Genomic DNA, 15311 nt, shown 5'->3' on the forward strand with positions numbered 1-15311 from the left:
CAAGGATGATCCATGACGCTGTCTGTCTGTACGCCGGTTTCCCCTGCGGAACTGGAAGCGCGCCTGCGCCTGCATCGCTTGCCGGAAATCGGTCCGAAGCGATTTGCCAAATTGCTCGAAGCCTTCGGCTCGGCGTCAAAAGCCATCAGCGCGCCGGCGAGCGCCTGGCGCTCACTGGGTTTACCGGCGGTGTCAGCCGAAGCGCGGCGCAGTCCCGAGGTGCGCGACGGCGCCAGCCATGCAATGCGCTGGCTAGAGCGGCCGGGACAACATTTGCTGATGTGGGATCAGGCGGATTATCCGGCGCTTCTGGCGCAGATTGCCGATCCGCCACCGCTGCTGTTCGTGGCCGGAGATCCGCTGATTCTGGAAAAGCCGCAACTGGCAATGGTCGGCAGCCGCAGTGCTTCGCGGCCGGGAATGGACACCGCCGCAGCGTTTTCCCGCAGCCTGGCAGGGGCCGGTTTTGTCATCACCAGCGGCCTGGCCTTGGGGATTGATGCGGCGGCGCACCAGGCGGCGCTGGATGTCGGCGGGCTCACGGTCGGAGTGTTGGGCACCGGTCTGGAAAAGTTTTATCCACAGCGCAATCGGCGGCTGGCTGAGGCGATGATCGCCTCCGGCAGCGCGGTGCTTTCAGAGTTTCCGCTGGACGCCGGGCCGAGAGCGAGCAACTTTCCGCGACGCAACCGGATCATCAGTGGTTTGTCCCTGGGTGTGCTGGTGGTTGAGGCGAGTGTTGCCAGTGGCTCGTTGATCACCGCACGGCTGGCGGCCGAACAGGGGCGAGAGGTTTACGCCATTCCCGGGTCGATCCATCACCCCGGCGCGCGCGGTTGCCACCAGTTGATCCGCGACGGCGCGGTGCTGGTGGAAACCATCGAACATATCCTCGAAGCCCTGCGTGGCTGGCAGCATCTGCCGCACTGCGCAGAAACGTCGAAACCCGATCATCCGTTGCTTGCTCTGCTTCACGCGGCGCCGCACACCAGTGAGGCACTGGCCGACAGCAGTGGCTGGGCTTTGCCCAAAGTCCTGGCGGCCCTTACCGAACTGGAAATGGATGGCCGCGCCGTGAGTGAAAACGGCCGCTGGTTTGCGCGGGTGAGCTAGGTTTTACAAGGAAGATCGGTAAACTGCGCGAAACCTGTTTGTGGAGAGTTTTTTCATGGTCAACAGTTGGCGTGTGCAACAAGCCGCACGAGAGATTCGCGCCGGGGCGGTGATTGCCTATCCAACCGAAGCCGTCTGGGGGCTGGGTTGCGACCCGTGGAACGAAGACGCGGTGGATCGGCTGCTGGCGATCAAGAATCGCTCGGTCGACAAGGGACTGATTCTGGTCGCCGACAACATTCGCCAGTTCGACTTCCTGTTCGAAGACTTCCCGCAAGAGTGGATCGACCGCATGGCCAGCACCTGGCCGGGGCCGAATACCTGGCTGGTGCCCCATCAGAACTTGCTGCCGGAGTGGGTCACCGGAGTGCACGATACCGTGGCGCTGCGAGTCAGTGATCACCCGCAGGTGCGTGATTTGTGCTCGATGGTCGGGCCGTTGATCTCCACGTCGGCCAACCCGCAGGGGCGGCCGGCGGCGCGTACGCGGCTGCGGGTCGAGCAGTATTTCCGTGGACAGATCGATTTGATCCTGGGTGGCCAGTTGGGCGGTCGCAAGAATCCCAGTGTCATCCGTGATCTGGCCACCGGTAATGTCATTCGTCCCGACTGACATCACTTAGAACTTCATATATTGAGTGCTCTTCGGCTTTTATAGCGAGGAGTACTACGCATGTCTGCGATTTATCCTTCAAGTAATTAACCGAGTTAAACACTTCGTTGTTTTGTTCTTTTCCATACGCGTAAGAATAATCGGTAAGTATTCATTTTCAGTAACTTTTCCCACGTCATTATCAGAAGTCGCGCAGTGGCGATATTTCTAAAAGCATCCATTATTCCAATGCGCCAAGGAAACTTCGATAAGTCAACGTCTGCGGAGAAGGAATGGATACTACGGATTTGCAACTCATGGATTATCTGCAGTCACTTCAGGCAACTTTGAGCAGTCGCCATGAAGATTGTCGCGTCGTTACTCTTGATGCGGGTTCAGATACGCAAGAGTTTGAACGATTCATTGGTCGGCAGTTTCGCCTGCGATTGCAACATTACATGCTGACCTCCCGGGCCCGGATGCTTGAAAAGCGGCTCGGGATCACGTCGCGCAGTACGCACTTCCTGCTTTATCAGCATGACCACCTTGTGGCGGTATTAAGGGTAACGCCTGCGCCGTTCGAGTGGGCGTCACTGGCGCATCGGCATGTTTCTCCCACCATGGCGTTGTCGCGCCATGTCGAGTTCAGCCGCTTGATTACTCACTCGCGAACCCATCTGCCCGTGCCGATCAACTGCCTGCTGGCAGCCGCCACAGCGTGGGCAATCAACCATGGATATCAAGGCGTCACTGCCTTGTGCCGAACGCCGCAACGGCGACTGTTCCAGCGATTCGGCCTGACACCGATCACCTCCGACGCCCTGCAAATCGAGCAACGCGCTCGCGGTGGCTACTGGCTGCTGTCCGCGCAATGGCAGCAGATCCTTGCGGCTGTACAACAACCTGACCACGCCACCGTAGACCAACCGGAGCACCACAATGAATGCGCCACTCAGCTTTGAACAACAGTTGATCCAGCTTGATAACCGAATCGAAAAAGCATGGGCCGAGATACTCAATGGTTCTCGCTTGGTAAAAGCCATACGTGAAGGTCGTGTGTCCAATGCCTTATATGCGATTTACATGATCGAAACCTTTCACTACACCGCGCACAATGCGCGAAACCAGGGACTGGTCGGTGTGCGTCATGCCGATAACCCGGTCTATGCAAAGTTCTGTTTTGAGCACGCAGCGCAAGAAGTAGGTCATGAAAAAATGGCCCTGCATGATGTCATGAGTCTTGGACTCAAGAATGAGAGTTTCGATATACCCCCGGCACTTCCGGCAACCGAAGTATTGATTGCCTATTTGTACTGGATATCGTTCACCGGTAATCCACTACAACGCCTCGGATACAGTTATTGGGCGGAAAATGCCTATCAATTCATCACGCCGCTAATCAATAAATTGAGCGAAACGCTGTCATTGAAACCGGCGCAATTGACGTTCTTCGTTGCTCACTCCGATATTGATGTCGAACACTTCAACGAAATAAAAGTCATCCTGCAACGTACGTGCAAGCGCCAGTGCGACTGGGACGCCATTGCCAATGTGATGGAAACCAGCTTGCGCCTGACCGGCAATATGCTTGAAGCCGTTTATGAGCAATATGAGGCCTGGCAAAACGACCTCGCGCCGCGTTATGACTTTCTCCATGCACTGGCCGACTCATGAGGCTCCTGCGGCGATTTCCCCGATGGGTGCCGGGAGGCAGGCATGGCTGACTACTTCCAGCAACTGAACTACGCACTGGGGGATGAAGACTCCGCGCTGGAATACGCGATCCTGCCCGCACGTGCCAGGCACGTGATGGGCATCGCCGGGAGTGGCGGACGGCTGTTGCCGCTGTTGGCCCGCAGTCCGGCGCGCATGACCTGTACCGATATCAGCGCGCCGCAACTGGCGTACACGCGGTTACGATTTGCCCTGCTGGAACAGACCGATCACGAAACGTTCATGGATTTCATGGGGTACCGGGCGGGGACTCTGGTGTCACGACGCCAATCCATCCTGCAGCAACTCAACGTACCGCGAGCCGATCGGCGCTGGCTGGCGGAGTTGTTCCAGGCCCGTCAATGGCAAGCGCCGATCTACATGGGGGCGTTCGAGCAAACCCTACAGCGGTTGGCGAAGATCAACCGGCTATTTACTGGCAAGGCGGGGCGGGAGATTTTTCAGTGCCGGGACCTCGACGAGCAAACGAACTATTACCGAACCCGTTTCCCCCTGAAGCGCTGGCGGGCGGTGATTGCGTTGTTGGGCAACGCAGCGGTGCTCAACTCGCTGCTGTACAAGGGCTCGTTTCCCCGCAACAACCTGGGTATCAGTTCTCGCGAGGTGTACCTGGGGATTTTCCATGCCCTGTTCACCACGCAAGTCGTGCGTGAGAGCTTTTTCCTGCAAATGCTGTTTTTCGGTGAACTGCGCGACCCGCAAGGTTTCCCGCTGGAGTGCGAGCCGGAAATTTTCCACAAGGCCCGTGAAGCTCTTCAACAGTGCGAGTTGCGGGTGGTGCAGGCCGACATCCTCGATTGCGCCGCCAACCACACGGATATCGATTTCGTCTCGCTCTCGGACGTGCCTTCCTTCATGCCCAAGGCCACCGGTGCCAGCGTCTTGCAGCGCTTGCGCCCGTCATTGGCCGAGGAAGCGCTGACGGTCATCCGTGCCCATTTGCATGTTGTCCGGCCCGATTGTGCAGGTTTCTGCGATACCACCGCCGAATACCAGGCAGCGATCGCACGAGAGAAAACCCAGCTCTGGCGTGTGCAGGTCTATCGCCGGACGACATCTTTGCAGGCATCCCGATGAATACTCAGCAACCGACCGTCAATTGGGTAAAAAACCGTGTCAGACAGGCGCGCGCCGATCAGCAGCAGTTGTTCGATTCCGGGCTCAACGGCTTGGAACTGGTCAGGCGTGAGGGCAAGGACATTGAGTTGAGCAGCGGCGAACGGCTGACCGAGTTCCTCTCATGCTCTTACCTGGGACTGGAGTGTGATCCACGCCTGATTCACAGTGCGGTGAGCGCCGTGAAATCCTTTGGTGTGCAGTTTGCCGCCGCACGCACCCGCGCGCTGCTGCCGCCAATGCTCGAGCTGGACGAGCAGTTGAACCAGATATTTCAGGGGCACACGGTCACCTTCAACTCGGTGGGCAGTGCGCATCTGGGCTGTCTGCCTTTGCTGGGTTCTGGCGAGTTGCCGTCCTACCCGTTACGGCGTGGTCCTTGCTGGATCGTCGACCGGGCGGCGCATGCCTCGATGCAAGTGCTGCAAGGGATTCTGTGGCAGTTCGGGCCCGTCCAGCGTTGCGATTGCAGTGATGTGGAGCAAGTCGAGCAGGCCTGCTCCACTGCGGTAGCCGCGGGCAATACCCCGATCATCCTGACCGACAGCATTGGCTCGATGCGGGGTGTGTATCCGATCAATCGACTGCTGCAACTCGCGGAGCGCTTTGAGGGATATCTGTATGCGGATGATGCTCACGGCACCTCGATCCACGGCACGTCAGGGGGTGGTTATGCACTCGCCGCGGCCGATGCGCGACTGCGCCACCGCTTGATCCTTCTGTCTTCGCTGTCCAAGGCGTTTGGTGCGACGGGCGGGGCGATTACCGTGCTGACCGCCGCCGATGCCGAGATGATCAGACGCCATGCGTCGACCTATACCTTCGGCGGGCCACTGTCGATGGGCGGCGTTGGCGCGGCGGTCGCCTCCGGGGACATTCACCTGTCGCCTGAGCTCGGGCTATTACAGGCGGCCCTGTGGCGAAATGTGGCCGTGATCGACGCTTTGCTAGGCCCGGTGCTGGGTAACCATGAAGTCGCCTCGCCTATTCGTTTTGTCCGTGTCGGCGCCGAGCGCGATGCGATCAATCTGGCGCTGCACCTGCGGCGGCAGGGCATTGCGGTCACCACCGCACTGTTTCCGGTGGTGGCCAAAGGTGAGGCGATTCTGCGTCTGGCCATCAGTGCGATCCACAGTCAGACCCAGTTGGAATGTCTGGCCAATGCCATCACGGACGGATTCGATGAGTTGGGCATTCGTCAGGGAGGGCGCGGCGATGAACATTGATCCGACAGTCCCGCCCGATCAGGCCTTTGCGCGCAAACTTGCCGATGCGCGGTCACTGCCGTGGTTCTGTAAATTGTGTCCGCAGATCCTGCAGGTGCAGACCCGGGAAGACCTGCATCGCCTGCCGATCCAAGCCGTGGAAGATGAACACGGTGGTGTGTTGTTTTCCGCGCTGGGCGAGGCTTCGCACCGTGCGCCGGGTGGCGGGCTGACCCTGACGTCGGGAGGCAGCACCGGCAACCGTAAACACATCACCCATTCCTGGGCATTCAACGCGAGCATCGTGCCTTTGGGTGCGAGGATGTTCGGTGTGGCGGATGAACGTCCCGGAGTGGTCATCAACTGCCTGACCGCCGGCGAGATGCAGGGCGCTTTTCAGTACGCCGCAGCCATCGTCGAGCACATCGGTGCGCGCCTGTTGCCCGCTGGAGCATTGATGGGCGTTCAGCGGATTGCCGAGCTGATTCAGTCGCAAACGGCCGATGCGTTGATGTGCACCCCTTCCTTTGCGGCAGCTCTTTTCAACCACGACGATATTGATACAGAGCAATTGGCCAGTCTGCGATGGTTCTACTACATCGGGGAGCCATGCAGTCAGCGGCTGCGCGATCAATTGGCGCGGGACTGGCCCACCATAAAGGTACGGTCGCTGGGCTACAGCTCGACGGAGACCGGCCCCATCGGCTTTCAGTGCGCTCATCTTGAGCACGGCTTCTATCATCTGCACGCCGACACCATGCTGCTCGAAGTGGTTGATCCACTGACCCTGCAAGCAGTGGCCGAAGGTGAGCGCGGCGAGTTTTTGCTGACATCCCTGCTGCCAGATCACGTGCCGTTGTTGCGGTATCGGATTGGTGATCGTGGGCGGGTGCTGCGTAATGTGGCGAAGTGTGCCTGTGGCAGCACACTGCCCGTGCTGCAACTCGAGGGGAGGGTCGAAACCACGATCAAACTGGGCGGCGCGATCGTCACGCAGCGGCAGGTCATGAGCGTACTCGCCCGGGCGCTGCCTGACCTGGACACTAGCGACGTTCAGGTACAGATCAATCGGCAGGCCAATGGTGCCCGCATGCGACTGGTGATTGCTCAGGACAAACTGCCTGCCCGTGCAGAAGTCGCCCTCGAACAGGCGTTGCAAAGCGAAGCGCAAGCCAGCGCTCTGCTCAGATTGCCTGGCGTGTTGGGATTGCGGATACAGCGTCTTGACCGCAGTGGTTTCGAAACAACCTCTGCCGGCAAGACGCCGTTTTTTGTCGAGCTGGGCATTACCCCGGACTCAACGGGGTAGCGTGGTGTCACGGCAGCAGGACGGTCGAGCCGGTGGTGCGCCGAGCCGACAACTCGGTCTGCGCCTTCGCTGCGTCAGCCAGTGGATAACGCTGGCTGATATCGACCTTGAGCTTGCCGCTGATGATCATTTCGAACAGCTCATCGGCCATGCGCTGCAGGTTTTCGGCGTTGTTGGCGTAGGTCGCCAGGGTCGGACGAGTCACGTAGAGCGAGCCCTTCGCCGAAAGGATGCCCAGATTCACGCCGTCCACTGCGCCAGAGGCATTACCGAAACTCACGACCAGACCGCGCGGCGACACGCTGTCCAGCGACGTCAGCCAGGTGTCTTTGCCGACGCCGTCGTAGACCACCGGGACTTTCTTGCCGTCGGTCAACTCCAGTACGCGTTCGGCAACATTTTCGTGGCTGTAGTCGATGGTTGCCCAGGCCCCGTTGGCCTTGGCCAAGTCGGCTTTTTCTTTCGAACTCACGGTGCCGATCAGCTTCACGCCCAACGCCTTGGCCCATTGGCAGGCCAACGAGCCGACGCCCCCGGCAGCGGCGTGGAACAGGATGGTTTCGCCACCCTTGAGTTCGTAGGTCTGGCGCAGCAGGTATTGCACGGTCAGGCCCTTGAGCATCACCCCGGCGGCGGTTTCAAAACTGATCTCGTCCGGCAGCTTCACCAGATTGGCTTCAGGCAGGACGTGCAATTCGCTGTAGGCGCCCAGCGGGCCACTGCCGTACGCCACACGATCACCGACCTTGAAACGGGTGACGTCGCTGCCGACCGCATCAACGATGCCGGCGCCTTCAGCGCCCAGGCCAGACGGCAGGGCTGGCGGTGCATAGAGGCCGCTGCGGAAATAGGTGTCGATGAAGTTCAGGCCGATGGCCTTGTTGGCCACACGTACTTGATTGGGGCCGGGTGCCGCGGGTTGGTAGTCAACATATTCGAGCACTTCGGGACCGCCGTGGACGCGGAACTGGATACGCTTTGCCATCTGCCTGCTCTCCTTGGGTCTTTTGCGAGGTCCCTATCCAACTCTCATGCTTGATCTTCGTCAACTGCGGCGCGCTTGCCTGCGGTGGTATGCTACGCGCCCATTTGCGCCGACCCCCGCCTGCGGGGCGCCGCGTAGTTATGCCCCGTTCAAGGTGAAGCCATGACGACCCGCACCGACGCCGTAAAGGCCTATCTGCTCGACCTGCAAGACCGCATCTGCGCCGCACTCGAAAACGAGGACGGCGGCACGCGTTTCGTCGAAGACGCCTGGACCCGGCCTGCCGGCGGTGGTGGTCGCACCCGCGTGATCGAGAACGGCACGCTGATCGAAAAGGGCGGCGTCAACTTTTCCCACGTCTTTGGCAGCGGTCTGCCACCCTCGGCCAGCGCCCATCGTCCGGAATTGGCCGGCCGTGGCTTCGAAGCCCTGGGTGTGTCGCTGGTGATTCACCCGCACAACCCACACGTGCCAACGTCCCACGCCAACGTGCGCTTTTTCATCGCCGAGAAGGAGGGCGAAGAGCCGGTCTGGTGGTTTGGCGGCGGCTTCGACCTGACCCCGTATTACGGCAATGAAGAAGACTGCATTCACTGGCACCGCGTCGCCGAGCAAGCCTGCGCGCCGTTCGGTCCGGACGTGTATCCGCGCTACAAGGCGTGGTGCGACACCTACTTCCACATCAAGCATCGCCACGAACCGCGCGGCATCGGCGGCCTGTTTTTCGATGACCTGAACGAGTGGGATTTCGACACCAGTTTCGCTTTCATGCGTGCCATCGGTGATGCCTACATCGACGCTTATCTGCCGATTGTGCAGCGCCGCAAGAACGATGCGTTCACCGCCCAGCAGCGCGAGTTCCAGGAATTCCGCCGTGGCCGTTACGTCGAGTTCAACCTGGTTTACGACCGTGGCACGCTGTTCGGTCTGCAATCGGGCGGGCGCACCGAGTCGATCCTCATGTCGCTGCCGCCGCAAGTGCGTTGGGGCTACGACTGGAAGGCCGAGCCTGGTAGCGAAGAGGCGCGTCTGACCGAATATTTCCTGCAAGACCGCGACTGGCTGGCCCAGGCCTGAGGACATCTGATGGATCGTTACGTCGTTTTCGGTAACCCGATCGGTCACAGCAAGTCGCCGATGATTCACAAACTGTTCGCTGAACAGACCGGACAAAGCCTCGACTACAGCACCTTGCTGGCGCCGCTCGACGACTTTGTCGGTTGCGCCACGGCGTTTTTCCAGGAAGGTCGCGGTGCCAACGTCACCGTGCCGTTCAAGGAAGACGCTTACCGCCTGGCCAACAGCCTGACGGCGCGGGCGCAACGCGCCGGCGCGGTGAACACCTTGAGCAAACTGGCTGACGGCTCGCTGCTCGGCGACAACACCGATGGCGCCGGACTGGTGCGTGATCTGACGGTGAATGCCGGGTTCAGTCTGACCGGTAAACGCATCTTGCTGCTCGGTGCTGGTGGCGCGGTGCGTGGGGCGCTGGAGCCGTTGCTCGCGGAGAAACCGGCGTCGGTGATCATCGCCAATCGCACGGTGGATAAAGCCGAGCTGCTGGCGGAACTGTTCTGCGATCTGGGCCCGGTGTCGGCCAGCGGCTTCGACTGGTTGCAGGAGCCGGTGGACGTGATCATCAACGCCACCTCCGCCAGCCTCACCGGTGAGGTGCCGCCGATTTCACCGAGCCTGATCGAGCCGGGCAAGACCCTGTGCTACGACATGATGTACGGCAAGGAACCGACTGCGTTCTGCCGTTGGGCCAGCGAGCATGGCGCAGCGGTGTCGATGGATGGCTTGGGGATGCTGGCCGAGCAGGCCGCAGAGGCATTCTTTTTGTGGCGCGGTGTGCGTCCGGACACTGCGCCGGTACTCGCCGAGTTACGCCGCCAGTTGGCCCTTTAAGAGCATCGCTGGCAAGCCAGCTCCTACAAGGATCACCTGAATCCCTGTGGGAGCTGGCTTGCCAGCGATTGAGGTCGACACGGATATCAGATCAATCCTCAAACCTGATCGGACATTTCTCTGGCCCTTCAAGCTTCCTCAACTCCTCCACCACCTGCGGCCGCGCCCGGCGCAAGGTCAGGCTGCGATCCTGGCTCAGCAAGCGCCGCGCCTCCTGGTGCAGCATCTCAACGCCTGAATAGTCGATGAAGTTGATCTGCTGCGCCTCGATCACCACCCGCGCGCCGTGCAGGCGTTGCAGGCGCACTTGCAGGTAATGGCTGGCGCCGAAAAAGATCGAGCCGCCGACGCGCAACACATCGTCCTCGCCATCGCGCCAATGCTGCACCCGTGGCTGCGAAGTGCGTTTGAGGTAAAAGAACAACGACGCCAGCACCCCCGCGTAAATCGCCGTCTGCAATTCCAGCAGCAATGTGGCCAGACACGTCAGGGCCATCACCACGAACTCGGCGCGGCTGACACGCAACAGTGCACGGATGCCTCGATGATCCACCAGCCCCCAGGCGATCAACAGAATGCTCCCGGCCATGGCGGGAATCGGAATGTGCGAAATCAGTTCGGCACCGAAAATTGCGAACAGCGCGACCCAGATTGCCGAAAATACTCCGGCCAGCGGCGAGCACGCACCCGCCTCGTAACTCAACCCCGAGCGGGTAAATGATCCGGCGGACAACGATCCGGAAAAGAACGCCCCGACGATATTCGATAAACCCTGTGCGCGAACCTCCTGATTGGCATCGAGCAACTGCTGCGATCGCGCAGCAATCGAACGGGCAATCGACAGACTGGTGACCAGTCCGAGCATGCCCACCGCGATCGCACTCGGCAGCAGGCGCAGAATCATGTCGAGATCCAGCGGCAATCCACTGAACGGCGGCAACCGCCCCACAAAAGCACTGACCAGATGCACATGGCCGAACATCGCCGGCCACAGCCACACCACCAGACTGGCCAGCACTAACGTGATCAGCAGGGTCGGCCAGCGTGGCACCATTTGTTTCAGCACCACACCGACGAACACAGTTGCCACGCCAAGCAGCAATGAAGGTTTATCCACCGCCCGCCAATGCCCCAGCAGATCCATCAGGCTGGCGAGCGCCGTGGCTTTCGCTGGCAACTCAAGCCCCAGCAGATTCGGCAACTGCCCGATGGCAATCACCACTGCCGCGCCAAGGGTGAAACCGAGCACCACCGAATGCGAGACGAAATCCACCAGTGCGCCGAAGCGCAGCAAGCCGAGCAACCACTGGAAAATCCCGGCGAGAAAGGTCAGCAGCAGAATCAGGGTGATGTAGTCCTGGGAGGCCGGCACGGCCAACGGACTGACGCTGGCATACAGCACAATCGAAATCGCCGCCGTCGGGCCGCAGATCAGGTGCCACGAGGAACCCCACAGACAGGCGATCAGCACCGGAATGATGGCGGCGTAGAGGCCGTATTCGGGTGGGAGACCGGCGATCAAGGCGTAGGCAATCGACTGCGGTAACGCGAGAATCGCACCGCTGAGGCCGACGATCAGATCCCGTCCGACGCTGGCGCGGGTTTGCCGGGGCAGCCAGGTGAGGAAGGGAAGCAGTGAGCGGCGACTGGGGAAGGCCATGGGTCCTCGCGGTTGAAATTTTAAACAAGGGTATCAGCCCTTACGCCGATCGTTCCCACGCTCTGCGTGGGAACGCAGCCCGGGACGCTCCGCGTCCCATTCAAAGCCGAACGCGGAGCGTCCGTTGAGGCATTCCCACGCGGAGCGTGGGAACGATCTGTGCGCGCTAAATTAAAGCTTCGCTTTCACCGCAGCCAACGCATCCATGCCATCAGCGGTTTTCACCCCATCCAGCCATTTGTCCAGCACCGCCGGATTCGCCTTGATCCACGCCTTCGCCGCATCTGCATTGCTGACCTTCTTGTTCACCACCTCGGCCATGATGCTGTTCTCCATCTCCTGAGTGAACGAAAGATTGGTCAGCAATTTACCCACGTTCGGGCAGGCCTCGGCGTAACCCTTGCGCGTGAGAGTAAACACGCTACCGGTGTCACCGAAGTATTTCTCGCCGCCCTTCAGGTAATGCATTTTCAGCTGCACGTTCATCGGGTGCGGCGTCCAGCCGAGGAAGGTCACGAATTTCTGTTTCTTCACCGCCCGCGACACCTCGGCGAGCATCGCCTGTTCGCTGGACTCGATCAGCTTCCATTGACCCAGGTCGAAGTCGTTCTTCTTGATGATTTCCTGCAACGAGATGTTTGCCGGCGCGCCCGAACCGATGCCGTAGATCTTGCGTTCGAACTTGTCGGCGTATTTGTTCAGGTCGGCAAAGTCATGCACACCCGCGTCCCATACGTAGTCCGGCACCGCCAGGGTGAACTCGGTGCCGTCGAGGTTTTTCGCGAGTTGCGTGACATCCCCGGTCGCGACGAACTTGTCGTAGAAGCCCTGCTGCGCCGGCATCCAGTTACCGAGGAACACATCGACCTGGCCATCCTTCAAACCGCCGAAGGTAATCGGCACCGCGAGGGTGTCGACCTTGGCCTTGTAACCCATGCCTTCCAGCAGAAACCCGGTGATGGCGTTGGTCGCGGCGATGTCGCTCCAGCCGGGGTCGGCCATTTTCACCGTCTCGCAGCTTTGCTCGGCGAATACCGATCCGCTGGCCAACGCCAATAAGCTGATCGTCAGTGCTGTGGATAACTTGCGCATGGACTTCCCCTTAACATTATTGGTTTTGGCAGGGTTGTGGATAACGGGCCTTGCGTTCCAGATCGTCGAGGTCGATGTGGTTGCGCATGTACTGCTGACTGGCGTCGACCAGCGGCTGGTGATCCCAGCTCTTCAGCTTGCCGATGGTCAACGCATCGGCGACAAATCGGCGTCGGCGCTGGCTGGCGAGCACAGCGCGGTGAATGGCCGGGATGTCCCACTTGGCTCGCGCTTCGGCGAGAAAATCGTCGAACAGCGAACGATGTTGCGGCGAATAGCTGAGTTCTTCCAGTTCACGCGGATCGTTGTGCACATCGAAGAGTAGGCAAGGGTCGCTTTCACTGTAGATAAATTTGTAGGCGCCGCGACGGATCATCATCAGCGGGCTGATCGTGCCTTCGGCCATGTATTCGCCGAAAACTTCGTCGTGGCCGCCCTGCCCTTGCAGATGCGGCATCAGCGAACGGCCATCCAGCGGCAAGCCCGGTTCCAGCGTGCCGCCGGCCAGTTCGACGAACGTGGGTAATAGATCGGCGGTGGATACGGCGGCGCTGATGCGGCCCGCTCCGAACTGCCCCGGAGCACTTATCAACAGGGGCACGCGGGCCGCCATTTCAAACCAGTGCATTTTGTACCAGAGACCTTTTTCGCCAAGCATGTCTCCGTGGTCGCCGGAGAAAACGATGACGGTGTCGTCAATCAACCCGGTTTCTTCGAGAGTTTGCAGAAGTTTGCCGACGTTGGCGTCGATGTAGCTGCACGCACCGAAGTACGCACGGCGCGCGTCGCGGATCTTATCCACAGGCAGCGGCTTGTCCCATAGGTCGTAGACTTTGAGCAAACGCTGGGAATGCGGATCGAGTTCGTGTTGATCCGGCGTCGCAGGCAAGGGGATATCGGCGTCGTCGTACAAATCCCAGAACGCCTTGGGAATCGTGTACGGGTCGTGTGGGTGCGTCATCGACACCGTCAGGCAGAACGGTTGATCTCCGTCCTCGCGGATGTGATCGAACAGGTATTGCTGAGCCTTGAACACCACCTCTTCATCGAAGTCGAGCTGGTTGGTGCGTACGCACGGCCCGGCTTGCAGTACCGAAGACATGTTGTGATACCAGCTCGGCCGCACATCGGGCTCATCCCAGTTCACTGCCCAGCCATAATCGGCCGGGTAGATGTCGCTGGTCAGGCGTTCCTCATAGCCGTGCAGTTGATCCGGGCCACAGAAATGCATCTTGCCCGACAGCGCGGTGCGGTAGCCGAGGCGGCGCAAGTAATGGGCATAGGTGGGAATGTCGGCGGGGAAATCGGCGGCATTGTCATAGGCGCCGATCTTGCTCGGCAACTGGCCGCTGACCAGGGTGAAGCGCGACGGTGCGCACAACGGGCTGTTGCAGTAAGCGGCGTCAAACACCACGCCTTGGGCGGCGAGGCGGGAAAGATTGGGCAGTTTGATCGGCGAAGGGCCGTAGATCGGCAACATTGGCGCGGCCATCTGATCGGCCATGATGAAAAGAATATTCTTGCGCTTCATGTGATCGCGGCATTCCATAGTGAATATTTATGCGACATTGCTGCGATCGAGCATGGAGCCCATGCTGTATCCGGTAAAGCCCGCGCCGAACAATGACTAGGATAAGCACAGCTTATGTATGAAGCCCTTGGTGATCTGTCGCTCGACCTGCTGCGCGCCTTCGAGGCCGCCGCTCGGCATCGCAGCTTTACTGCTGCGTCAGTAGAGCTTGGCACCACGCAACCGGCGATCAGTCAGCAGATCAAACGGTTGGAGGAACAGCTCGGCACTCGACTGTTTGATCGCATCTACAGAGGTATCGAGCTGACTGAAGTCGGGATAATCCTGTTCGAGCAAGTTACCCTCGGGTTGCAGAATATCGACGCAGGCTTGAGCGCAATCAGCGCACAGCAGCAACATGAGGTACTGCAAGTCGCCACCGATTTCGCTTTCGCGGCTTACTGGCTGATGCCGCGCCTGCACCGCTTCCACGAAGCCAATCCTCACGTCGATGTCAGCCTGGTCACCAGTGAGCGCAACCACAATATGCTGCGCACCGATATCGATGTGGCGATCCTGTTTGGTGACGGGCGCTTCAAACAGGGCGAAAGCCATTGGCTGTTCAGCGAGGAAGTGTTCCCGGTGTGCAGCCCGCAATTGCTCAAAAATCGCTCACTACCTCTGCCCGCTCAGGCCTTGCTGGAGTTTCCGCTACTGCACCTGCGCGGTGAGAACAGCAGCAACTGGTTCGACTGGAGCGGATTGTTTCGCGAACTCGGCATCACTACCCCGCCCGCCCCGGGGCAGTTGCGTTTCGACAATTACACGCTGTTGATTCAAGCGGCGATTGGCGGCCAGGGCGTGGCGATTGGTTGGCGGCACCTTGTGGATAACTTATTGACCCAGGGTTTGTTATGTCGACCGATTGCCGAAACCACGTTGTCGCGGTTGGGCTATTACGTGGTATTGCCACAGCGCAAACGCCGGGGCGCATTGATCCAGCAGTTTGTCGATTGGTTGATGATGGAGCAGGCGAGCAGTGCCGAATCACTCAATGGACTCGCACTGCCTTCTATCGCCGTGTAGC

The 15311-nt window shown here is 59.9% G+C and carries 14 protein-coding genes; 10 read left to right on the forward strand and 4 right to left on the reverse strand.

Features of this window, described 5'->3' with window-relative positions; all coding sequences use genetic code 11:
* Nucleotides 1-12 precede the first annotated feature (12 nt).
* The 7 genes from dprA (at nt 13) to KI231_RS00135 (ending at nt 7069) form a co-directional block, all read left to right on the forward strand.
* Nucleotides 13-1113, forward strand: a complete 1101-nt coding sequence (dprA, locus tag KI231_RS00105; RefSeq protein WP_213027099.1) for a DNA-processing protein DprA — start codon at nt 13-15, stop codon at nt 1111-1113.
* A gap of 55 nt (nt 1114-1168) precedes the next feature.
* Nucleotides 1169-1726: an L-threonylcarbamoyladenylate synthase type 1 TsaC gene (gene tsaC / locus KI231_RS00110; RefSeq protein ID WP_103302885.1), complete on the forward strand. Its 558-nt coding sequence runs from the start codon at nt 1169-1171 to the stop codon at nt 1724-1726.
* A 272-nt stretch (nt 1727-1998) separates the two neighbouring features.
* Nucleotides 1999-2667: a GNAT family N-acetyltransferase gene (locus tag KI231_RS00115; protein ID WP_213027100.1), complete on the forward strand. Its 669-nt coding sequence runs from the start codon at nt 1999-2001 to the stop codon at nt 2665-2667.
* Entirely contained in the window at nt 2645-3379 is a 735-nt protein-coding gene (locus tag KI231_RS00120) for an iron-containing redox enzyme family protein (RefSeq protein WP_213027101.1), read from the forward strand. The genes KI231_RS00115 and KI231_RS00120 overlap by 23 nt, the downstream gene beginning before the upstream one ends.
* Before the next feature lie 42 nt (nt 3380-3421).
* Nucleotides 3422-4516, forward strand: coding sequence for a DUF3419 family protein (locus KI231_RS00125; protein ID WP_213027102.1), 1095 nt, complete (start codon nt 3422-3424; stop codon nt 4514-4516).
* On the forward strand, nt 4513-5781 hold the full coding sequence (locus tag KI231_RS00130; RefSeq protein ID WP_213027103.1) for an aminotransferase class I/II-fold pyridoxal phosphate-dependent enzyme: 1269 nt from the start codon (nt 4513-4515) through the stop codon (nt 5779-5781). The genes KI231_RS00125 and KI231_RS00130 overlap by 4 nt, the downstream gene beginning before the upstream one ends.
* Nucleotides 5738-7069: a phenylacetate--CoA ligase family protein gene (locus tag KI231_RS00135; protein WP_249412085.1), complete on the forward strand. Its 1332-nt coding sequence runs from the start codon at nt 5738-5740 to the stop codon at nt 7067-7069. The genes KI231_RS00130 and KI231_RS00135 overlap by 44 nt, the downstream gene beginning before the upstream one ends.
* Before the next feature lie 7 nt (nt 7070-7076).
* Here KI231_RS00135 and KI231_RS00140 read toward each other — a convergent pair whose 3' ends face one another.
* Nucleotides 7077-8054 (reverse strand): NADPH:quinone reductase, encoded by a 978-nt coding sequence (locus KI231_RS00140; protein WP_213027104.1) that lies wholly within the window; start codon nt 8052-8054, stop codon nt 7077-7079.
* A gap of 162 nt (nt 8055-8216) precedes the next feature.
* On the opposite strand from KI231_RS00140, the gene hemF reads away from it, so the two are divergent.
* Together hemF and aroE are read left to right on the forward strand one after the other, a co-directional pair.
* Nucleotides 8217-9131: an oxygen-dependent coproporphyrinogen oxidase gene (gene hemF / locus KI231_RS00145; protein ID WP_103302891.1), complete on the forward strand. Its 915-nt coding sequence runs from the start codon at nt 8217-8219 to the stop codon at nt 9129-9131.
* A gap of 9 nt (nt 9132-9140) precedes the next feature.
* Nucleotides 9141-9962 carry a shikimate dehydrogenase gene (gene aroE, locus KI231_RS00150; RefSeq protein ID WP_213027105.1) on the forward strand — a complete coding sequence of 274 codons (822 nt, stop codon included), beginning with the start codon at nt 9141-9143 and terminating at the stop codon, nt 9960-9962.
* A 91-nt stretch (nt 9963-10053) separates the two neighbouring features.
* Here the strand turns inward: aroE and KI231_RS00155 are convergent, their stop codons facing one another.
* From KI231_RS00155 to betC, 3 genes are all read right to left on the reverse strand, one after another.
* The gene (locus KI231_RS00155) at nt 10054-11622 is read right to left on the reverse strand and encodes a SulP family inorganic anion transporter (protein WP_213027106.1); all 1569 of its coding nucleotides are present in this window, start codon (nt 11620-11622) and stop codon (nt 10054-10056) included.
* Nucleotides 11623-11793: 171 nt separating this feature from the next.
* Nucleotides 11794-12714 carry a choline ABC transporter substrate-binding protein gene (gene choX / locus KI231_RS00160; RefSeq protein ID WP_213027107.1) on the reverse strand — a complete coding sequence of 307 codons (921 nt, stop codon included), beginning with the start codon at nt 12712-12714 and terminating at the stop codon, nt 11794-11796.
* Between the two features lie 16 nt (nt 12715-12730).
* Entirely contained in the window at nt 12731-14245 is a 1515-nt protein-coding gene (betC, locus tag KI231_RS00165) for a choline-sulfatase (protein WP_213027108.1), read from the reverse strand.
* A gap of 114 nt (nt 14246-14359) precedes the next feature.
* Here betC and KI231_RS00170 point away from each other — a divergent pair, with 114 nt between their 5' ends.
* Nucleotides 14360-15310 carry a choline sulfate utilization transcriptional regulator gene (locus KI231_RS00170; protein ID WP_103302896.1) on the forward strand — a complete coding sequence of 317 codons (951 nt, stop codon included), beginning with the start codon at nt 14360-14362 and terminating at the stop codon, nt 15308-15310.
* The last annotated feature ends 1 nt before the right edge of the window (nt 15311 follow it).

The organism is Pseudomonas sp. Seg1, assembly GCF_018326005.1.
In the GTDB taxonomy this organism is placed as follows: Bacteria; Pseudomonadota; Gammaproteobacteria; order Pseudomonadales; family Pseudomonadaceae; genus Aquipseudomonas.